This is a genomic window from Neorhizobium sp. 05N33, assembly GCF_056397445.1.
Window position 1 is genome coordinate 596,215 of sequence record NZ_JBFTNK010000003.1, and the last position, 19,618, is coordinate 615,832.

Here is a 19,618-nt window from a genome sequence, read left to right on the forward strand (position 1 = left end):
GGTATGTAGATGATAGCAGTTCATCCGGGTCGCATTTTGAAGCGCGAACTCACCGCACGCAGCCTGTCGGCTAATCAGCTCGCTCTTTCACTTCGCCTGCCGTCAGGCCGCATCACCGACATTCTCAACACAAAGCGCGGCATCTCGCCCGATACGGCCCTGAGATTGGCGCGGTATTTTGGAAACAGTGCCCGCTTTTGGCTTGATCTACAGACCGCATATGAACTCGCTCTTGCCGAACGAGAAAATGGCGAACGGATCGCGGAAGAGGTCAAACCGGCCGAAGCTGCCYGACGTTCCAGCCGGTGTAGCCACCCGCTTTTTGCCAGTAGATGCCAAACGGTGATTTTCCTAAACAAGCGTGTGACCGGCCGCCTGCAGCAGCTCGCGGACCTTCGGTCTGTCGGTCGTCTTGATCAGCAGATGGTCGCCGTCGAAGGTGGAGACGACGAAAATGCCGATGCCGTTTTCCGAAAGCGGTTGGATCACTGAGAGCACGATGCCGGTTTCTCCGAATGCGAAAGGCCCCTGCAATTTATAGCAGGTCCAGCCGCCATCCTGTTTGATGCCGGAAGGCACGCGCTCCTCGCGGCAGGCGATCGAAAGTTCGTCGTCGGTGCGGTTGATGCTGACGAAACCGTCGCCGTCGGCCCATGCGGGAATATGGTCGGCAGCTTCAAGCCTGGCAATGGCGTAGCTGCCGGCAAGCTCTCTGAGTGTGATGCGCGATGCCATCCCTGCTTCTCCCTTTCCAGTAGATGGATGCTCAAGATAAAGAAAAGGGGCCGCCGAAGCAGCCCCTTTCATATCGTCAGCGTCGCGGCGGACTACGCGTCGACGACGCGCAGAGCGTTCGCCTGGGCGAGCGCTTCCTTCTGAACCGCTTCCTGCACCTTTTCAAAGGCACGGACTTCGATCTGACGGACGCGTTCGCGGCTGATGTCGAACTCGGCCGACAGTTCCTCAAGAGTTACCGGATCGTCGGCAAGACGACGGGCTTCGAAGATGCGGCGTTCGCGGTCGTTCAGCACGCTCAGCGCCTTGGCCAGCATGCGGCGGCGCGTGTCGAGTTCGTCCTGCTCGATCAGTACGGCTTCCTGGCTTTCGTGGTCGTCCACCAGCCAATCCTGCCACTGGCCGGATTCGCCTTCGGTGGCGCGGATCGGCGCATTCAGCGAGGCGTCGCCGGACAGGCGGCGGTTCATGGAAACCACCTCCTCCTCGGAGACGTTCAGCTTGGTGGCGATTTCGGCCACCTGGTCGGGCTTCAGATCACCTTCGTCGATCGCCTGGATCTTGCCCTTCAACCGGCGCAGGTTGAAGAACAGCCGCTTCTGGTTGGCGGTGGTGCCCATTTTCACGAGCGACCAGGACCGCAGGATATATTCCTGGATCGAGGCCTTGATCCACCACATTGCGTATGTTGCCAGGCGGAATCCGCGTTCCGGGTCGAACTTCTTGACGGCCTGCATCAGGCCGACATTGCCCTCGGAAACGACTTCGCCGATCGGCAGGCCATAACCGCGGTAACCCATGGCGATCTTTGCCACGAGACGAAGATGGCTGGTGACCAGCTTGTGGGCCGCATCCCGGTCGGCATGTTCGGCATACCGCTTTGCCAGCATGTATTCCTGCTGGGGTTCCAGCATGGGAAACTTACGGATTTCGTCGAGATAGCGGTTGAGGCCGGCTTCACCGGCAGTAATGGAAGGCAGAGTATTGCGGGCCATAAAGCACCCCTTTCCGATCTATGTATCGGCTCCCTTTTTGATCTTGCTGTACATGCTGAAGGCGAGCCAAGCGGCGCAGGTCATTTTCGACCCCGCACCGACCCAAGTGACAGATAAGTACGGCAGAACAGTGATTCAAGTCATCACAGAAGCGTTATATCATTACAATGTCGTAATATACGGCGCTCCGCTGGACCCGCTGGGAAGCGGGGTTTTTGGCGTTTCTTTGCCTCACCTATTTCTGCCGGGTCAGAGGCATTTGCGTTCCAGACTGTGCGCGCTGCTGCGGCGGTAGCGGCTGATATCGCCATAAGCCTGGCTGCGGGAGACGCCGATATCTTTCAGCTGATCATCGGTCAACTCGAGCAGCGCCAGCCGGTTCCGGTATCGGCGGAATGTTCCGACGATGACGGCGACCAAGCGGTGCAGGAGCGACGGTTTGGCCGATGGAACGTCCGCTGCGGGCGGCTGGTGCTCCGCTGTGGGCGGTAGTTCCAAGACAAGGTGATAGCGTTCCGATGCGCGGTCGAAGACCGCCCGGTTCTCGTTTTTCATGGTCTTTCTCCAGATGGGGTGGCCGATGCACGGCCGGTGTTTGGGAGGCGGGCGTCTGGCGCCCGTCTCGATGTCGGTCGTTTACGTGTTGGCTGTCATTTACTTACTGGCTGCCTGGGCCGTGCGGGTCGCAGCTTCCGCTTCGCGCAGTGCTTCGGCGCATTCCTCGCAGCAGACCTCGACCGTCTTGCCGCCGATCTTCACCGCAATCCGCGTTGCATCGAGTTCGCAGTCGCAGGCGGCGCAGGTATTCTCTTTCATGATGGCATCTCCCGATGTTGACCTTACGGGAAGAAGAAAAGCACTTTTGGCCGGTCTTGCGCTGTCAGAATCTTTAGCGACTTTGCGCCGTGTTATCTCAAGCCCGCAAAGCGCTGGAATTCTGCCGGCGTCCGGCTATAGGCCTGCCGGAAAGCCGAGGAGAAGTGGCTGTGGCTCGAAAAGCCAAGGTCCAGCCCGAGCTCCGTCAGGTCGTCATAAGTGCCGAGCAGGTCGAGTGCGCGGGCGAGCCGGAGACGCAGCTGATAGCGGTAGAGCGGCGTGCCCTCAACCTGCTGGAAAACCTGGGTCAGGTAGACTGGCGAGACGCCGGCCTCCCGGGCGATCTCGGCAAGCGTCCAGCGGCGGGCGAGATCGGAGGAGAGGGCGAGCTTGGCGCGATCCACCAGCTTTTGGCGGCCGGCGCTGGCGGTCGCGGCGCGGGCGGTGCGCACGCCGACGGAGCGGCGCACCAGCGTCATGGCCAGCGTTTCGGCTTCCAGCGTCTCGGCGGTGCCACGCATCAGGCTGTGACGCAGCAACGCCACCAGCGCCTGGGCGCGCTCATCGATCCTGAGCCGCTGCTTGTTGAAGACAACGCGCGATCCCTTGGGATTGCGGTGCTCGGCCGGGACCAGTTCCTCCAGCATCGCCTCGGGCACGTCCATGCTGAGGCAGGAATCGCCGCCTTCGACCGGATGGCTGATCTGGTAGGCCTCGTCGCAGTTGAAGAACAGCACCTGGTTGGCCTCGGCGACGGTGTCGTCGCGGCCGACATGGCGCATGAACACGCCGCGATAGGGGAAGACGAGGCTGGTTGCATGCGAGCATTCCTCGCCGCTCCGGTGCCGGCATTCACCGCCACACACGACGTCGCGGACCTTGATCAGGTCAGTATCGAGGAGCTTTGTGACGGCGAGCTGGCTCATGGAGGACCTTGGGATACCTCGTGGATGTCGTCAGCTATATACTCTCCGGCAGCCCGTCAGGCCACCCGTTTCATGCCTTCAGCGCCTCGATAAGTTCAGCCATGTCGTCCGGCATCGGTGCCTTGAATTCCATCACCTCGCCGGTGCGGGGGTGTTCGAAGGCGAGCAGAAAGGCGTGCAGCGCCTGACGTGGAAAGCGGTTGACGACGCTCTTGGCGAAATCCGGCAGCAGGTTGGCCTTGGTCTTGAAGCCGGCGGAGTAATCCTGATCGCCGATCAGCGGATGGCCGATATGAGCCATGTGCACGCGTATCTGATGGGTGCGGCCGGTTTCCAGCCGGCACTCGATCAGCGCGGCGAGCGCGGTCGCATCCGGCTTCTCGTGGAACCGTTCGATCACCTGGTAATGGGTGATGGCCTCGCGGGCGTCGCTTGCGTCTTCCTTCTGCACGGCGCGCTTGGTGCGGTCTCCGGCGCGTCCGAGCGGCGCGTCGATCGTGCCTTTCAGCCCACGGGGACGGCCCCAGACGACGGCCTGATAGGCGCGCTCCAGGGGACCCGAGCGGCCATGGTCGGCGAACTGGTCTGCGAGGTGGCGATGGGCGATATCGTTCTTGGCGGCGACCATCACGCCGCTCGTATCCTTGTCGAGCCGGTGGACGATGCCGGGACGCTTGACGCCGCCGATACCGGAGAGGCTTGCGCCGCAATGATGGATCAGCGCATTGACCAGCGTGCCGGTCCAGTTGCCGGCGCCCGGATGCACGACGAGGCCGGCGGGCTTGGCGATGACGATCAGGTCGGCATCCTCGTAGAGCACTTCGAGCGGGATATCCTCGCCCTTGGGCTCCGGGTCCTCGGGTTCCGGAAGGTCGATCTCGACGGTGTCGCCGGCATTGATCTTCTTCTTCGGCTCGAGAACCGGTTTGCCGTTCAGGCTGACGGCGCCCTGTTCGATCAGGGCCTTGATGCGGTTTCGCGAAAACTCGCCTTCGAGCACCGAAGTCAGCCAGGCGTCCAGCCGTCCTTCGGCCTCGTCGGAGGCGGTGAGGACTTTCCTTGGGCGCTCGGCTTCTTTAAAGGGATCGTTCATTCAATCATTCCGATAGCATTCGACAAGAACAAGGACGTCCCATGCCCCAACCCGAGATCGAGGAAAAGGAAGAGCCGCTTGATCCGGCAATGGAGAGAATCCGCCGGAAAATGGTGCTTCTGATACTCGTTTCGGGCGGGATCTTGTTCGTCTGCTTTATGGCGGTCCTTGGCGCCATTGTCTACAAGGTCGCGCAGCGGCCTGCCAAGCCAGAGACGATCGCCTCGACAGGCGGGTTCTCGGTGCCGGCCGGCCAGCCGCTTGCTGCCACCGCGGAACTGCCTGCCGGCTTCGTGGTGCAGGGCGTATCGCTCTCCGGCAGCCAGATCCTGTTCTACGGCCTGCTGACCGGCGACCAGAAGATTTTCATCTACGATATCGCCGCCGGCCGCATCGTTGCCGATGTGACGGTGGCCGTTCCGCAATAATGGCGCCGGTTCGCATCGAAGACGCGGACGACCCGCGGATCGCCGAATTCCGGTCGATCCGCGAGCGGGACCTGACCGGACGCGAAGGGCGGTTCATAGCCGAGGGCACGGTGGTGCTCAGGATGCTCGCCGCCGCGCATGGTTCGGGTGGCGATTTTCTGACCGAGAAGATCCTGCTGCTTGAAAACCGGGTTGCGGGGCTTTCCGAGATCCTTGAAGGTTTTCCGGCAGATATTCCGGTCTATGTGGCGTCCACTGCCGTGCTCGATCAGATCGCCGGTTTCCACCTCCATCGCGGGGTGCTGGCGCTTGGCCGCCGCCGGCAGGAGAGGAGCGCTTCCGAACTGATTGCGAGGCTGCCGGAGAAGGCATTGGTAGTCGCCGCCTTCGGCATCTCCAATCACGACAATATCGGCTCGATCTTTCGCAATGCTGCAGCTTTCGGCGCCGATGCAGTGCTGCTCGATGAGAGTTGCTGCGATCCGCTCTATCGCAAGGCGCTGCGCGTCTCGGTGGGGTCGGTGCTTTCGGTGCCTTATACGCGGCACGGCACGATGTCCGATATCCTGGCGGTGCTGATGGAGAACGGTTTTGCCGTTTGGGGGCTTTCTCCCGCTGGCTTCGTAGAGATCCGCGAGGTGCCGGCGTCGGACCGGATGGTGCTGATCACCGGCACGGAAGGCGAGGGGCTGCCGGCAGAGGTGCTTGCCCGCATCCGATCGGCGCGCATCGCCCAGGCACCAGGCCTCGACAGTCTCAATGCCGCGACGGCGACGGGGATCGCGCTCTACGAGATCGCCATGGCTCAGGGCAGGTTATAGAAGTCTCAGGTATTCGCGTCCTGGGCGGTAGCGAGCGTCTTCTTCGACTTCGCTGCCAGACTTTCCCGGTTGCCGTTTCCGGATTTGCCGGAGAGGATCTTGTGGATCGGTGAGGACGAACCTTCGGACGCCGCCGTCATCGCCACCATGCTGGCGGCGATCGCGGCGAGCTCCTGGCGAATCGCTTCGTCGCTGCCGCTGTCGTTCTGCAGGCGCTCGGAGAGCGCCATTGCTCTACTGCGGGCATCCTCAGCCATTCTGGCCACGACGGGATCGACGTCGGGTTGTCCGGAAATCCGGGCTTGTCGCGGAGGCGGAGCATGCGGAATTTCACGCAGGTTGATGTCCTCCGGAGTAATCTTCTTTTTCGGCCCCGCCTTTATCACCGGGCGGACGACGGCCGAATCGCGAAGGGCGCGACTGGAATCCCGCGCTTCGGCATTGGCGCCTTTCAGCTTGTCCCGCAACCGACCGATCTCTGCAAGCCGACGCTCCAGCGTCGTCTCCCTGTCGGCACGGTCGGCAATTTCCTTGGCAAGCTTGTCCTCAAGTCGCTGGACGCGATGCTCTTCCTGGGCGAGCCGGGCCTCGGCGTCCTTGGCGCGGGAGGTCTGCAGCCGGACGTCGTTGCGCAACGTGTCCCGTTCGTCGCGCAAGGCGGTGATCCGGAATTTCAGGTTCTCCACCTCGGTGTCGCGGGTGGAAAGGTCGATCCGGAAGTTGTCGGCGTCGGCTATCATCAAAAGCTGGCGCTGCTGCAGCTTCTCGATCTCCTGATCCTTGGCGGCGACGCTCTGCTCGGCGGTTTCGAGCGCTGCCTTCAACTGCTGGATATAGCTGTCCTCCTGACGCAGGCGCGAGCGGGCGTCGGCGGCCTCGACATCCATGGTGTCGATCTGGGTGCGCAGGTCGGTGATTTCGGATAGCAGCTGCCTGGTTTCCTCGGCAAGGCTTTCGCTCCTGATCTGCAGCGCGACCGCCTTGTCTCTTTCCTGGACGAGTTCCTGCTTGGTACGCGCGTTCTCCGCGGCATAGACGGCGCGGGCCATATCTCGCTGGGCGCGGACTTCCTGCGGGCTGATCGGCAGCGTCGCCTTGATACGGTTTTCGGTGTAGCGCACGATGCGATTATGGACCGCCGGGGCAATCAGCATCACTGCAAGTGCGGCGCTCAGGAAACCCAAGCCGAACAGAAGAGCAAACTGAATCACGATGCGGCCGTTTCGCGGTCTGGATGGAAATGCGCAGGCTGTTTAAGCATGGCCGTATTCAACCGGCAAGCGCCCTTCAGGCAGAAGGCGGGATTATGGGGCGCTGCGGTGAAAAACATCAAATCCTCTCCGGTGTCCGGGGAGGATAATGGCAAATTTCAGAAAGGGTTCCAGGTCGGCGACTGGGTGAGCTTCAGATAACCGACGTTGATGCCGAGGCGAGCGCCGAGGCCGGTGCGAATCGGTACCAGGATCACATTGTTGTTGCGCAGCACCGTCATGCCGACGCCGGCGACCACAAAGGCGGAGCCGGACACGCCGCCGAAGCGCGCATAAAGGCTGTTGACCGAGGGAAGGTCGTAGACGAGCATCATCGCTCGTGTGCCTTGGCCGCCGTAATCGATGCCGAGCGAAGGCCCTTGCCAGAACACGGGGTGCTGGCCGGCGTTCTTGGTGTAGAGTTCACCTTCGCCATAGGTCAGACCGGCGATGAAGGCGCCCGACCCTTCCTGGCCGAGGATATAGCCGTTCGGCAGGCCGTATTGCGAAAAGGCCTTCTCGACGACCTTGGCAAGCCCGCCGCTGGTGGAGCCGAAGAAGCCGTGGCCGGCATCGACGATTTCCTGGGCAGAATATTGGTTGGCGCCCTGCTGGGCTGATGCCGGGCCTGCGAAGACCGCGATCACGGCAAACACCGTCGCTGCGAAACGTGCGAGGGCCGAAGGGGTGTGGATGCGCATTGTCAGATCCATGATTGTATCATCCAGGGGCATGCCTTTTGCATCATGCTTAAGGCCCAGCCATTTTGAGGCCATGATCTTAACAATCGGTTTACCAAATATGGTGTCATTATGACCAGGAACATTGCTTCATCCCCGCGCAACCTTCAGATGGCAAGGCGAACGCGGGGGGAGCATTTCCCAAACAGGAGACCTACATGCCGAAGAATCCGAATCTTACCCTTGCCGGGCCAGATCTCGCGGCACTTCTGTGCAGCCGTGTCTGCCATGACGTGATCTCCCCGGTCGGCGCGATCAACAACGGCCTTGAGCTTCTCGACGAAGGTGCCGCCGACGGCGACGCGCTCGACCTCATCCGCACCTCGGCCCTCAACGCCTCTGTGCGCCTCAAGTTTGCCCGCCTCGCATTCGGTGCTTCCGGCTCGGTCGGCGCCTCGATCGACACCGGCGAGGCCGAAAAGGCTGCCAAGGATTTCGCGATCGCCGAGAAGAAGACCGAGGTCACCTGGAACGGCCCGCGGGCTATCATCGCCAAGAACCGGGTCAAGCTGCTCCTCAACCTCTTCCTCGTCGCCTATGCGGGCATTCCTCGCGGCGGTTCGATGGACGTGACGCTGGAAAATCCGGAATACGACGCGAAATTTATCCTCACCATCAAGGGACGGATGATGCGCGTGCCGGCCAAGTTCGTCGAAATCGCCAGCGGCACGCTTGAAGAGCCGATCGATGCCCATTCGATCCAGCCCTATTACACGGTACTGCTCGCGGAAGAGTCCGGCATGGAGCTGAGGCACGTGGTTTCGGAAGACAAGATCGTCTTCATCGCCGAAACTGTGGCTGCCTGAGACGATCTCCGGTTGATTGCTGCCCTAGGGTAACCATTCATTAGGGCCATCCTCCTAATGATAGACGCTTGGAACCAGAGCGGGTTCAGCGTCAGGGGGACACGATGCAGCGTTTAATGATCGCCGACGGATCGGACATCGTACGGACGGTCGGCAAGCGGATCCTGTCGGAACTGGGCTTTCTCGTCGTCGAGGCCGACACCGCGCGCGCGGCGGTGACGCGCTGCAATGCCGAGCTTCCCAATTTCCTGATCGTCGACGCTGGCCTGGAGGGCGCGCTCGAACTCATCGGCACCATCCGGGCGATGCCGAACGGCAAGAGCATCCGCATCTTCTATTGCGTCATAGAGGCGGACCTGAAGAAGATGATGGCCGGCAAGCGCGCCGGTGCGGACGATTTCCTGCTGAAGCCTTTCGATCGCAAGATCCTGACGTCGGTCTTCTCGGCCCTGGCACAGGCGGCCTGATCCACAAGCCGATACATCTACATCCGCTCGACCCAGGGCAGCCCACATGGCCGCCGCTTTTCGTTTGAGGTCCGCAAGCAGGCTCAAAACAAAACGCCCGCCGGGCAAGCCAGGCGGACGTTTCGAAAGGGGATTTTCAAGGCAGCTCAGGCGGTTTCGGCGTATTCCGCCTCAGGTTCACGCAGCACGTAGCCACGGCCCCAGACGGTTTCGATGTAATTTGCGCCGCCGGCGGCATTGGCAAGCTTCTTGCGCAGCTTGCAGATGAAAACGTCGATGATCTTCAGTTCCGGCTCGTCCATGCCGCCGTAAAGGTGGTTCAGGAACATTTCCTTGGTGAGCGTGGTACCCTTGCGGAGCGAAAGGAGCTCCAGCATCTGGTATTCCTTGCCCGTCAGGTGAACGCGCTGGCCGCCGACTTCGACGGTCTTGGCGTCGAGATTGACGATCAGTTCGCCGGTGATGATGATCGACTGTGCATGACCCTTGGAACGGCGGACGATCGCGTGGATGCGAGCGACCAGTTCATCCTTATGGAAGGGCTTGGTCATATAGTCATCGGCGCCGAAACCGAGACCACGGACCTTGTCTTCGATGCCGGCCATGCCGGACAGGATGAGGATCGGTGTTTTGACCTTCGAAAGCCTCAGAGTGCGAAGCACTTCGTAGCCCGACATGTCGGGCAGGTTGAGGTCGAGGAGAATGATATCATAGTCGTAAAGCTTGCCGAGATCGACACCTTCCTCACCGAGGTCGGTCGTATAGACGTTAAAGCTTTCCGATTTCAGCATCAGCTCGATGCTCTGGGCAGTCGCGCTGTCATCTTCGATGAGTAGAACCCGCATATTTTTCCCCTTTACCGCCGCGTAAGGTATCTTTGCCCCCTTACTCGATACGGATCCAGACTGAGCCTGATTTGGAAGCTGCCACTAAATGGTTAACAAATTATGATTCAACCTGGCAAGGTTCATGATTTCGTTAAGCAAAATTAGCAGCAACCTGATTTCCCTTTAAGATTGGTCATCACCAGGACTGAATCAGCGGATGAGGAAATTCCGCTAAGTGATTCATTCGACTCATACATTGTCGCGGCCAATTTAGGCCCTGGCATTTACCGACCCTTAAACGATCCGGTTTATCATTAATGATGCCCGTAAACGAAAGGTTAACGCGAAGCTTAATTTATTAACGTCGCGGGAATTTTTTGATCCGGAGTGTACCAATCCGGATACACGGGCCTGGGTCTCGCTATCCACGGAGTATTGCGTATGAAGTCGCGTGACAGCCTGGTTCGCCTGAAAAGTTTTCAGGTCACCGAAAAGCGTCGTCAACTGCAGCAGTTGCAGATGATGATGGCCGAATTCGAGAGAATGTCTAAAGAACTCGAGCATCAGATCACTCTGGAAGAGAAGAAATCCGGGATTACCGACCGGAATCACTTCGCTTATCCGACCTTCGCAAAGGCAGCCCGCCAGCGCGCGGACAACCTTCAGGTCTCGATTCGCGAACTGAAGGTCCAGGAGGAAAGTGCCGAACTGGCGCTCGAGGAAGCGGAAGCAGAATTTGCCAAGGCTTCGGCGCTCGAAGAGCGCGATGGCGGAATGCGCGCCCGCGCTTAACAAAAGCCGGGCGGCATCAACGACGGAATGTCATAATCTGGGGCGGTGCCGCGGTGCCGGGCCCCATTTCCGTTTTTAGTCTTCCGTTAGCGTTTGTGATTCGGGCTCCGCATCCCGCGTTAACGAAGAATATCCTGCCAGTCGGGATGGCGTTCCGTCTGGGCCTTGAAGAATGGGCAGAGTGGGATGATCTTCCAGCCGCCCTTGCGGGCTTCTTCCACCGCATGCAATGCCAGCGCCTGGCCGACCCCTTTGCCGCGAAGCTCGTCGGGAACTCCGGTATGATCGACGATGATAAGTTCCGGGGAGGCGCGCGAATAGGTCATTTCCGCATAATGACCTTCAACCTCGGCTACGTAGCGCCCGCCCGACCGCGTCTCTTCATCGGTGATATTCATGATTGTCCCGCTTTTGTCCGTTCGCCAATGGTGTAATACGGGGAGGGCCGGAGGGAAATAGCTTAAACGGCCTCCCAAGGGTGACACATCGTCAACGGAGAAAGCGATGAACTGGCTGCGGCCGCTTCTTCTCGCGCTGGCCACAATCTTCCTGGCGCTCGGGCTCTTCCTGCCGATCATCCGTTTCGAGCGGCTCTATTTCTTCACCGAGACTCCGTCTCTGCTGGAACTCGTCGCGGCGCTGTTCCGGGAGGGAGATGTGGCACTGTCGATGGTGGTCGGGCTGTTTTCGATCGTTTTTCCGATCGTCAAGCTCGTCGGGCTGACGGTGCAACTGTCCGGACGGGCGGCGGAGGCGGGATTTTTCCGCCGCGCGATGCCGCATCTTTCGAAATGGTCGATGATGGACGTGATGCTGGTGGCGATCGTCGTCTTCGCCGCGAAGAGCAGCGGCCTGGCTGTTGCGGTCTCGCAGCCTGGCCTCTGGTTCTACGCCGCCTCGGCCATCATCGCCGGACTGCTGCCGTCACTGTCCCGGATCGGATCGGGGCAGAGCTGACCGAATTTTAGAAACCGAAAGGTGCCGTTGCATTCGTTGCAGCGGCACCTTTTGTTTTCCGGTGCGGGCTTGGCGCCCACGAATTCGGCGTCAGTGACGATATTGCTGAATGCGCGTGGTGCGCAGGCCGGCGAGGCCATGATCGTTGATGGAGGACTGCCAGGACAGGAATTCCTCGACGGTGAGCGTGTACCGCTCGCAGGCTTCTTCCAAGCTCAACAGGCCGCCGCGAACCGCGGCTACCACCTCTGCCTTTCGCCGGATGACCCAGCGGCGCGTATTGGCCGGCGGAAGATCGGCGATCGTCAAGGGGCTGCCATCGGGGCCGATGACATATTTTACTCGGGGACGTATCATTTCGGTCATTGGACTCTCTACACAACGCAAGACCACGTCGGTGAGCCTAGCCGCCCAGTTTTAATATTTGACTAAACAGGCCGCAGCATTTGTTCCCACTGTGGCAACAATCGCATTGCGTGTCCCAAGGCAGGACGAAAAAGGCTTTCCGGCCGCTGAAAAGGCGGTGTTTCGATGGTTGGGCAGCCTCGGCGAAGGCGGCGATCAGAAGCCTTCGCCGCCACGAAATTCGGCGAGCAGCGTGCCGAATATGATACGCAGGTCGAGCAAAATAGAGAAATTGTCGATGTAATAGAGGTCGCATGCGATACGGGCGCGCGCCTTGCCGGGGCGATCCGTCGGTCCGCGAAGACCGCGCATCTGTGCCAGGCCGGTCATGCCGGGTCGCATCGAATGGCGGCGATGATAATCTGCAACCAGGTTCTCGTAAGGAATGCCGGCAGCGAGCATGTCGATCGCGTGACAACGCGGTCCGACCAGCGACATGTCGCCTTTCAGGACGTTCAGAAGCTGGGGCAGTTCGTCGATATTGGCCTTGCGGATGAGAGCGCCGACACGGGTGATGCGCGGATCGTCGCGCACTGTCTGGGCAATCCCCTTCGCGTCGCCGAGGTCGGTGCGCATGGAGCGGAACTTGTAGACCCGGAACCTGCAGCCGTCCTTGCCCCAGCGCGTCTGTGTGAAAAGCACCGGGCCGTCGCTGTCGATGCGGATCGCCAGCGCGACGACCAGCATCAGCGGCAGGAGCAGGACCAGTGCCGAAAGCGAGACGCCGATGTCGATTGCGCGCTTTGCCGCGAGTTGCACCCGACGGCTGCCGCTGGATGCAAGGCGGGTGGATCCAGGGCAGGATTTAGGTGGTGCGATGGATTGCCAAATGCGAGTTGGCGGCGGCTCGCCACGCCGCCTGGCGCTCGACCTGTCGGCGGCGTCGTCATGCAGATCAGGAACACTCAAAACCAGCCACCCGTGCTCTACCCCCGAGCCTCGAAGGCAGCGGTGGCCTTTAATAGAACACCTCCCGAGATGAGTCATCAGCCAAGTTAACCTGGCGTTAAGAATGAAAAGAACTTTAGAATTTGCTGTTATGACAGCATTGCCAAGGATAGCTCTGTTTTTCCGGCGCCCAATTCCAGTTGTGCGGTTCCTGCATGCCCGAGTGTCAGGTAATCTCCGGCGGAAAAGGAAAAGATTCCCGTTGCGGACTGCATTTGTGCTCCACCGGCGATGCCGTTCAACAGAATAAGCGGCTGCGTTGCATTCTGCATCAGGCTGGTCGCATGGCCGGACGACGACAGGACCGCGACATTGAGGGCGACGAGGTACAGGCCGTCAGCTGGCACGACGACCCGGTTGCCGCCGCCGGCAACCGCGGTGCCCAGCGAAAGGCCGCCGTGTGCGAGGGCGAAGGTGGTGAAGCCGCTCTGCTGGCCGGCGGTCGGAGCGAAACTGGTGCCGGTGCGGTAAGCGCGGGCGGCCGGCTGGTTCGGTTGCGAAACATGGCCGCCGGGCGAGATCGACAGCCCGGTCTTCCATGTCGTCCCGTCGCTGACCTTGACGGAGAACTCGGTGTCGCCGGCCAGGCCCATTTCCGCATAACCCGTCCAGTTCGACTGGAAGAGCAGCGAAGCCGTGTCGGTCGAGGCGGCCTTGTTGACCTTGATCTGGTGACCGTTGCCGGCGTGGTTGAACAGGCTTGCCGGCGAGGCGAGGACGAGCCGGTTGGTGCTGTCGGGCGTCGCATTGATGCCGAGTTCGTCGAGGCGGCCGGTCGCGGGCAGAGGGATGTCCTGCCAGAGCGTGCCGGAAAATACTTTCAGCCTTTCGGAAGCGGCAAACCAGGCGCGCCAGCCGACACGTGGCTCTGAAAATGCCCAATAGCCATCCTGCCAGGAGGCAATGCGTCCCGTCTTGCCGGCCCAGGCGCCGGTCGGCGCGGTCGCGACCAGATAACAGGCGCCCTCGGCGGGTGCGCCGGGCGGGTTCTCGAGTTCCTCGGTGATCGTCAGATGCACCAGCGCGTCGAGCCGCAGCAGCGACTCGTTGTGCGTCACGTGTTTCTGGGCCTGCGAGGGCAGGATGAAAGGCATGTTCAGGTTCGCGGTCGTGTCGGCCATGGCTGTCTCCATTCTGTCGCCCGGGAGTCTAAGGCCAATGGCGGAGACGGGGAGGCGGAAGAGGGCAAGCCTTTGAAAAGCCTGACTGGGGCCTGCGGAAACGTACCCGCTTCGACGCGGCGTGCCTTTGAAGCAACGGATGGTCGTTTCGCCGCATGCAGGCTTCCGGATGTCCCGATTGCGCTTGTCCTTTCTCTCGCATATGCGAATGTGAGCGCGGCGAGAGACAGGGAAAAGCATGCGTTATTCGGCCTATTCGATCTTCAAGGAAGCGCTGTCCGGCAACCGGATGTGGAAGCCGGCCTGGCGCGAACCGCAGCCGAAACCGCATTACGACGTGATCATCGTCGGCGGCGGCGGGCACGGGCTTGCGACCGCCTATTACCTCGCCAAGGAGTTCGGCATCACCAATGTCGCGGTGCTTGAAAAGGGCTATCTCGGCTCCGGCAATGTCGGGCGCAACACGACGATCATCCGCTCCAACTACCTGCTCGAAGGCAACAACCCGTTCTACGAATTTTCGCTGAAGCTCTGGGAAGGGCTGGAGCGGGATTTCAACTACAATGCCATGGTCTCGCAGCGCGGCATGCTCAACCTCTTCCATTCCGACGGCCAGCGGGACGCCTATGCCCGCAAGGGCAACGGCATGCGCATCCATGGCGTCGATGCCGAACTGCTCGACCGCGAGCAGGTGCGCCGGAAAGCGCCCTATCTCAATTTCGACCACGCCCGTTTCCCGATCATCGGCGCGCTCTACCAGAAGCGCGCCGGCACGGTGCGGCACGATGCGGTCGCCTGGGGTTATGGTCGGGGAGCGGACGCCCGCGGCGTCGACCTGATCCAGCATTGCGAGGTGACCGGCATCCGCCGCGAGAACGGTCTCGTCACCGGTGTCGAGACGACCAGGGGCTTCATCGGCTGCAACAAACTGGCGCTCGCAGCGGCCGGCAATACGACCACCGTCGGGCGGATGGCCGATCTCGAACTGCCGATCGAGTCGCATGTGCTGCAGGCCTTCGTGTCGGAAGGACTGAAGCCGGTGGTCGACCACGTCATCACCTATGGCGCCGGCCATTTCTACATATCGCAATCGGACAAGGGCGGGCTGGTGTTCGGCGCCGAGATCGATTTCTATTCCTCCTATGCGCAGCGCGGCAATCTGCAGACCGTCGAGCACACGATGGAGGAGGGTGTGTCGCTGATCCCCGGCCTGTCGCGCGCCAAGGTCTTGAGAAGCTGGGGCGGTGTCATGGACATGTCGATGGACGGATCGCCGATCATCGATCGCACGCCGATCGACAATCTCTATCTGAACTGCGGCTGGTGTTACGGCGGCTTTAAGGCGACGCCGGCCTCCGGTTTCTGTTTTGCCCACCTGATCGCCAAAAACGAGACGCATCACGTCACCCGCTTCATGCGGCTCGACCGGTTCGAGCGCGGCTACACGATCGACGAAGCGGGCCGCGGCCCTCAGCCGAACCTCCACTGAGCAAGATCCCCCATGGCAAGCCTGATCACCTGTCCGCATTGCGGCACCAGACCCAAGGAAGAGTTTTCGATCCGCGGGGCCGCCGCGCCGAAACGCCCTTCACCGACCGCCAAGGACGAGGCCTGGCACGCTTATGTCTATGTGAGGGACAATCCGAAGGGCCGATACCAGGAATATTGGCACCATATCGCCGGCTGCCGCCGTTTTCTGGTGGTCGAGCGCGACAACCTCACCCATGAGGTTTTCGGCGTGACCGACGCTTCGGAATTCAAGTGGGCGGGAGCTGCCGAATGACCTCCTATCGTCTCGGGTCCGGCGGCGCGATCAATCGCGGCCAGTCGCTCAGCTTCACCTTCGACGGCCAGACCTACAAGGGGTTCGAGGGCGATACGCTCGCCTCGGCGCTGCTTGCCAACGATCAGATGCTGATCGCCCGCAGCTTCAAGTACCATCGCCCGCGCGGCGTGATGACGGCAGGATCCGCAGAGCCCAACGCGCTGATGACGATCGGGTCCGGCGCGCGGGCCGAGTCGAACGCCCGTGCAACGACGGTCGAGCTCTACAATGGTCTTGCCGCTGCAGGCCAAAACCGGTGGCCATCGCTGAAACACGATTTTGGCGCCGTGAATGATCTCTTGTCGCCGTTCCTCGGTGCAGGTTTCTACTACAAGACCTTCATGTGGCCGGGCGTGCTCTGGGAAAAACTCTACGAGCCGCTGATCCGCCGTGCCGCCGGGCTCGGCAAGGCGACGATGCAGGCCGATCCGGACCGTTACGAAAAATCCTGGGCGCATTGCGATCTGCTGGTGATCGGCGCGGGGCCGACCGGTCTCATAGCGGCGCTCGCCGCCGGCCGGGCTGGGGCGCGGGTCATTCTGGTGGACGAAGGCTTCAGGTTCGGAGGTTCGCTGCTGTCGGAAAGCGCAACGGTCGGCGGCCAGCCGGCTGCGGAGTTCGCGGCCGAAATCGTCGGGGAACTGGCGTCGCTGCCCAACGTGACGCTGATGCCGCGCACGACCGTGTTCGGCTGGTATGACGACATGGTCTTCGGCGCCGTCGAGCGGGTGCAGAAACACGTGGCCTCGCCATCGCCGGACCTGCCGATGGAGCGGCTGTGGCGCGTCGTCGCCAAGCAGGCGATCCTTGCCACTGGTGCCGAAGAGAGGCCGCTGGTCTTCGGCGGCAACGACAAGCCGGGCGTGATGACGGCCGGGGCTGCGCGCACCTATCTCAACCGCTACGGCGTCGCTGTCGGCGGCAAGGTCGCGGTCTTCACCAATGGCGGTTCCGGGTACCGCACCGCGGCAGATCTCCTTGCCCAGGGCATTGATGTCACAGCGATCATCGATGCGCGGCCGCAATCGGCCGACCCGGTGCCGGAGAGTGTTCGCGTCATCCGCAACGGCTCGGTGATCGCCACCAAGGGGCGCCACCGGATCGAGGGGCTGATCGCCGAGCGTTCCGGCTTCGAGGAGGTGATCGGCTGCGATGCGTTGGCGATGTCGGGCGGCTGGTCGCCGATCGTGCATCTGATGTGCCAGCGCGGCGCGAAGCCCGTATGGTCGGACGAGAAACAGGCATTCTTGGCGCCTGATGTCGGCAGCGCTTTCGTGGCGGCCGGTTCGGCTGCCGGCCATGCGTCGATCGGGGATTGCCTGAAGGATGGTTCGGCCAAGGCGCATGCTGCACTCGACGCGTTGGGCAGGCTGGTGGGCGCGCTTGAAACGCCCGAGGTCGAGGGCGAATACGATCCGTCCTTCGTGCCGCTCTGGTACGTGCCGGGTGCCCGGGACAAGGCCTTCGTCGATTTCCAGAACGATGTGCATGTCGGCGATCTCGGCCTCGCCCAGCGGGAAGGTTTTCGCCATATCGAGCACACCAAGCGTTACACGACCGCCGGCATGGCGACCGACCAGGGCAAGCTCGGCAACGTCAACGCGGCCGGAATCGTCGCCGGCATGCGCGGGGTGTCGCCTGCCGAGATCGGCACCACCACATTCCGGCCGTTCTACACACCGGTCTCGTTCGGCGCTCTCGCCGGCACTGCGCGGGCCGAACATGCGGCTCCGGTGCGCACCTCGCCGCTGCATAACTGGGCGCGGAAGAATGGTGCGACCTTCGTGGACTCAGGCCTCTGGTACCGTTCCGCCTGGTTCCCGCGGGAGGGTGAAAAGACCTGGCGAGAAAGCGTCGATCGCGAGGTCCTCAGCGTCCGCTCCAATGCGGGGCTCTGCGACGTCTCCACGCTCGGCAAGCTCGAGATATTTGGCGCAGGTGCGGCGGAATTCCTGGATCGCATCTATTCGAACGGCTTTCTCAAGCTGCCGGTCGGAAGGGCGCGCTACGGGCTGATGCTGCGCGAGGACGGTATCGTCTTCGACGACGGAACGGTGAGCAGGCTTTCCGAAAACCACTATGTCATGACCACGACGACGGCTTTTGCCGCGGACGTACTCGCGCATCTGGAATTCTCGGCGCAGACCTTCTGGCCGGAGCTCGACGTGCGCTTCGTCTCCTCGACGGATCAATGGGCGCAGATGTCCCTCGCCGGTCCGAAGGCGCGAATCATCATGAGCCGCGTCGTGCAGGACGATATTTCCGATGCTGCCTTACCCTTCCTCGCCGCCAGGGAGGTGATGCTGCGCGACGGGCTGAAGGCGCGGCTGTTCCGCATTTCCTTCTCGGGCGAACTCGCCTACGAGCTCGCGGTTCCGGCCGGTTACGGCGAGGCCGTCGCCGACGCGATCATGAACGCGGGCCGCGAGGAGGGCATCTGCGCCTATGGTGTCGAGGCGCTCAACGTGCTGCGCGTCGAGAAGGGGCATGTCACCCACAGCGAACTCGACGGCCGCACTACCGCGGACGATGTCGGGCTCGGCCGGATGATGGCGATGCAGAAGCCGGATTTCATCGGCAAGCGGCTCTCGACCCGATTCGGATTGACGGCCGCCGACCGGCTGCAGCTCGTCGGATTGAAGCCGATCGAGGCAGACAAGGATATCAAGGCCGGTGCGCATCTCCTGAAGGATGGTGCAAAGCCCTCCCTCGCCAACGACCAGGGCTTTGTTTCTTCGGCTTGTTTTTCGCCAACGCTCGGGCATTTCATCGCGCTCGCCATGCTGAAATCCGGGCGCGAGCGGATCGGCGAACGGATCATGGTCTGGGACGGGTTGCGCGGTTCGGAAGTGCTCGCGCAAGTCTGTCCGCCGGTCTTCGTCGATCCCGAAAACAGCAAACTGCATCTATGAGGGCTGCCTGATGTCGATCAACCTTCTCCACCGGCATGTCCTCGATGATCATATTTCCGGTTTCGAGACGGATCCCAATCCGAACCATCTCGCCATCATTCGCCGGCCGGTGATCTTCACCGTTCTCGCCCATACAGGCCAGGAGGCCGCCGTCGCCGAGGCCCTGTGGAATGCTCCGGATGTGGCGCCGCGCTTCTGCAGCCCGTCCGAATGGCTTGCCGTGTCGCGGACGGTCGGGGCCGAGACGGTCGCCGGCATGCTGTCCGAAATCGCGGGCGCATCCGTGGTCGACCAGAGCGACGGCCGGGTCTTGATGGAAATCTCCGGCCCGAGCGTGCGAAAGATACTGGCCAAATGCGTAGCGATCGATCTGCATCCGGAGGTGTTCGAGGAGGGGCATTCCGCCGCGATGTTGTGCTGCCACGCTGAGGTAAATGTCGCGCGCACCGGTGCCGACACGTTCGAGATCATCGTGCCGCGCTCGCTTGCCGGATCGGTTTTCGAGGAGCTGATGGAGATGGGCCGCGAGCATGCACTGACCCGCGGCTTCGTGGACTGAGCGCCGAGCCTGCAGGGCGAGGGTCGAATCTGAATTTAACGTTAACCGCGGGACGATCTTTAATTTCGAAAACCGGACGCCTTGGCTAATTTTTCGACAGAAGCTGCCGGTTTTTTGGAATTTCTGATCTTTGTGTTGCCAGATTGTTGAGAAGTGCTGCGATTTTGTCGGTCTCGCGGCTTTTTGTCTTCCCAT

General features: G+C 61.5%; 23 protein-coding genes and 1 pseudogene. 11 read left to right on the forward strand and 13 right to left on the reverse strand.

The features are described from left to right. Window positions 1-9: 9 nt before the first annotated feature. Window positions 10-231, forward strand: a pseudogene (locus AC1DLT_RS11645) (HigA family addiction module antitoxin); the annotation flags it as partial. Window positions 232-351: 120 nt separating this feature from the next. On the opposite strand, the gene AC1DLT_RS11650 reads toward AC1DLT_RS11645, so the two are convergent. The 6 genes from AC1DLT_RS11650 to AC1DLT_RS11675 all read right to left on the reverse strand — a co-directional run bounded on the left by AC1DLT_RS11650 (window position 352) and on the right by AC1DLT_RS11675 (window position 4,565). Further along, complete coding sequence (locus tag AC1DLT_RS11650; RefSeq protein ID WP_477486825.1) at window positions 352-735, reverse strand: ACT domain-containing protein; 384 nt, start codon at window positions 733-735, stop codon at window positions 352-354. A 92-nt stretch (window positions 736-827) separates the two neighbouring features. Further along, entirely contained in the window at window positions 828-1,730 is a 903-nt protein-coding gene (gene rpoH, locus AC1DLT_RS11655) for an RNA polymerase sigma factor RpoH (protein ID WP_038544637.1), read from the reverse strand. A gap of 249 nt (window positions 1,731-1,979) precedes the next feature. Then, window positions 1,980-2,285 (reverse strand): DUF1127 domain-containing protein, encoded by a 306-nt coding sequence (locus AC1DLT_RS11660; RefSeq protein WP_247039798.1) that lies wholly within the window; start codon window positions 2,283-2,285, stop codon window positions 1,980-1,982. 99 nt (window positions 2,286-2,384) lie between these two features. Next, window positions 2,385-2,546, reverse strand: coding sequence for a hypothetical protein (locus tag AC1DLT_RS11665; RefSeq protein ID WP_247039799.1), 162 nt, complete (start codon window positions 2,544-2,546; stop codon window positions 2,385-2,387). Window positions 2,547-2,638: 92 nt separating this feature from the next. After that, window positions 2,639-3,472 (reverse strand): helix-turn-helix domain-containing protein, encoded by an 834-nt coding sequence (locus AC1DLT_RS11670; protein ID WP_477486826.1) that lies wholly within the window; start codon window positions 3,470-3,472, stop codon window positions 2,639-2,641. Between the two features lie 70 nt (window positions 3,473-3,542). Further along, entirely contained in the window at window positions 3,543-4,565 is a 1,023-nt protein-coding gene (locus tag AC1DLT_RS11675; protein WP_247038038.1) for an RluA family pseudouridine synthase, read from the reverse strand. A gap of 41 nt (window positions 4,566-4,606) precedes the next feature. Here AC1DLT_RS11675 and AC1DLT_RS11680 point away from each other — a divergent pair, with 41 nt between their 5' ends. Next, window positions 4,607-4,993, forward strand: a complete 387-nt coding sequence (locus tag AC1DLT_RS11680) for a hypothetical protein (RefSeq protein ID WP_038544630.1) — start codon at window positions 4,607-4,609, stop codon at window positions 4,991-4,993. Next, on the forward strand, window positions 4,993-5,814 hold the full coding sequence (locus AC1DLT_RS11685) for a TrmH family RNA methyltransferase (protein ID WP_477486827.1): 822 nt from the start codon (window positions 4,993-4,995) through the stop codon (window positions 5,812-5,814). The genes AC1DLT_RS11680 and AC1DLT_RS11685 overlap by 1 nt, the downstream gene beginning before the upstream one ends. A gap of 5 nt (window positions 5,815-5,819) precedes the next feature. Here the strand turns inward: AC1DLT_RS11685 and AC1DLT_RS11690 are convergent, their stop codons facing one another. After that, window positions 5,820-7,025 (reverse strand): coiled-coil domain-containing protein, encoded by a 1,206-nt coding sequence (locus AC1DLT_RS11690; RefSeq protein WP_038544627.1) that lies wholly within the window; start codon window positions 7,023-7,025, stop codon window positions 5,820-5,822. Window positions 7,026-7,183: 158 nt separating this feature from the next. Further along, window positions 7,184-7,777, reverse strand: coding sequence for a DUF1134 domain-containing protein (locus AC1DLT_RS11695; protein ID WP_151043662.1), 594 nt, complete (start codon window positions 7,775-7,777; stop codon window positions 7,184-7,186). Between the two features lie 185 nt (window positions 7,778-7,962). Here AC1DLT_RS11695 and chpT point away from each other — a divergent pair, with 185 nt between their 5' ends. Then, on the forward strand, window positions 7,963-8,610 hold the full coding sequence (chpT, locus tag AC1DLT_RS11700) for a histidine phosphotransferase ChpT (protein WP_038544625.1): 648 nt from the start codon (window positions 7,963-7,965) through the stop codon (window positions 8,608-8,610). Window positions 8,611-8,714: 104 nt separating this feature from the next. After that, window positions 8,715-9,077, forward strand: a complete 363-nt coding sequence (locus tag AC1DLT_RS11705; protein ID WP_038544623.1) for a response regulator — start codon at window positions 8,715-8,717, stop codon at window positions 9,075-9,077. Between the two features lie 146 nt (window positions 9,078-9,223). Here AC1DLT_RS11705 and ctrA read toward each other — a convergent pair whose 3' ends face one another. Further along, complete coding sequence (gene ctrA / locus AC1DLT_RS11710; protein ID WP_038544621.1) at window positions 9,224-9,922, reverse strand: response regulator transcription factor CtrA; 699 nt, start codon at window positions 9,920-9,922, stop codon at window positions 9,224-9,226. Window positions 9,923-10,345: 423 nt separating this feature from the next. On the opposite strand from ctrA, the gene AC1DLT_RS11715 reads away from it, so the two are divergent. After that, window positions 10,346-10,696 carry a hypothetical protein gene (locus AC1DLT_RS11715; protein ID WP_007769465.1) on the forward strand — a complete coding sequence of 117 codons (351 nt, stop codon included), beginning with the start codon at window positions 10,346-10,348 and terminating at the stop codon, window positions 10,694-10,696. 119 nt (window positions 10,697-10,815) lie between these two features. Here the strand turns inward: AC1DLT_RS11715 and AC1DLT_RS11720 are convergent, their stop codons facing one another. After that, a complete protein-coding gene (locus AC1DLT_RS11720) occupies window positions 10,816-11,094 on the reverse strand; it encodes a GNAT family N-acetyltransferase (RefSeq protein WP_038544619.1) in 279 nt (92 codons plus the stop codon). A gap of 106 nt (window positions 11,095-11,200) precedes the next feature. Here AC1DLT_RS11720 and AC1DLT_RS11725 point away from each other — a divergent pair, with 106 nt between their 5' ends. Then, a complete protein-coding gene (locus AC1DLT_RS11725) occupies window positions 11,201-11,653 on the forward strand; it encodes a paraquat-inducible protein A (RefSeq protein ID WP_477486828.1) in 453 nt (150 codons plus the stop codon). A 90-nt stretch (window positions 11,654-11,743) separates the two neighbouring features. Here the strand turns inward: AC1DLT_RS11725 and sciP are convergent, their stop codons facing one another. The 3 genes from sciP to AC1DLT_RS11740 all read right to left on the reverse strand — a co-directional run bounded on the left by sciP (window position 11,744) and on the right by AC1DLT_RS11740 (window position 14,127). Further along, window positions 11,744-12,019, reverse strand: coding sequence for a CtrA inhibitor SciP (sciP, locus tag AC1DLT_RS11730; RefSeq protein WP_018327815.1), 276 nt, complete (start codon window positions 12,017-12,019; stop codon window positions 11,744-11,746). Between the two features lie 195 nt (window positions 12,020-12,214). Next, window positions 12,215-12,967, reverse strand: coding sequence for a sugar transferase (locus tag AC1DLT_RS11735; protein WP_477486829.1), 753 nt, complete (start codon window positions 12,965-12,967; stop codon window positions 12,215-12,217). Between the two features lie 128 nt (window positions 12,968-13,095). Beyond that, window positions 13,096-14,127: a DUF2793 domain-containing protein gene (locus AC1DLT_RS11740; RefSeq protein WP_477486830.1), complete on the reverse strand. Its 1,032-nt coding sequence runs from the start codon at window positions 14,125-14,127 to the stop codon at window positions 13,096-13,098. A gap of 238 nt (window positions 14,128-14,365) precedes the next feature. On the opposite strand from AC1DLT_RS11740, the gene AC1DLT_RS11745 reads away from it, so the two are divergent. The 4 genes from AC1DLT_RS11745 to AC1DLT_RS11760 are packed head-to-tail and all read left to right on the forward strand — an operon-like array spanning window position 14,366 to window position 19,423. Beyond that, the gene (locus tag AC1DLT_RS11745) at window positions 14,366-15,616 is read left to right on the forward strand and encodes a sarcosine oxidase subunit beta family protein (RefSeq protein ID WP_477486831.1); all 1,251 of its coding nucleotides are present in this window, start codon (window positions 14,366-14,368) and stop codon (window positions 15,614-15,616) included. Window positions 15,617-15,628: 12 nt separating this feature from the next. After that, window positions 15,629-15,910 (forward strand): sarcosine oxidase subunit delta, encoded by a 282-nt coding sequence (locus AC1DLT_RS11750; RefSeq protein WP_151043638.1) that lies wholly within the window; start codon window positions 15,629-15,631, stop codon window positions 15,908-15,910. After that, window positions 15,907-18,864, forward strand: a complete 2,958-nt coding sequence (locus AC1DLT_RS11755; protein ID WP_477486832.1) for a sarcosine oxidase subunit alpha family protein — start codon at window positions 15,907-15,909, stop codon at window positions 18,862-18,864. Before AC1DLT_RS11750 ends, AC1DLT_RS11755 begins: the two co-directional genes overlap by 4 nt. A 10-nt stretch (window positions 18,865-18,874) precedes the next feature. Next, entirely contained in the window at window positions 18,875-19,423 is a 549-nt protein-coding gene (locus AC1DLT_RS11760) for a sarcosine oxidase subunit gamma (RefSeq protein WP_477486833.1), read from the forward strand. Window positions 19,424-19,618 lie beyond the last annotated feature (195 nt).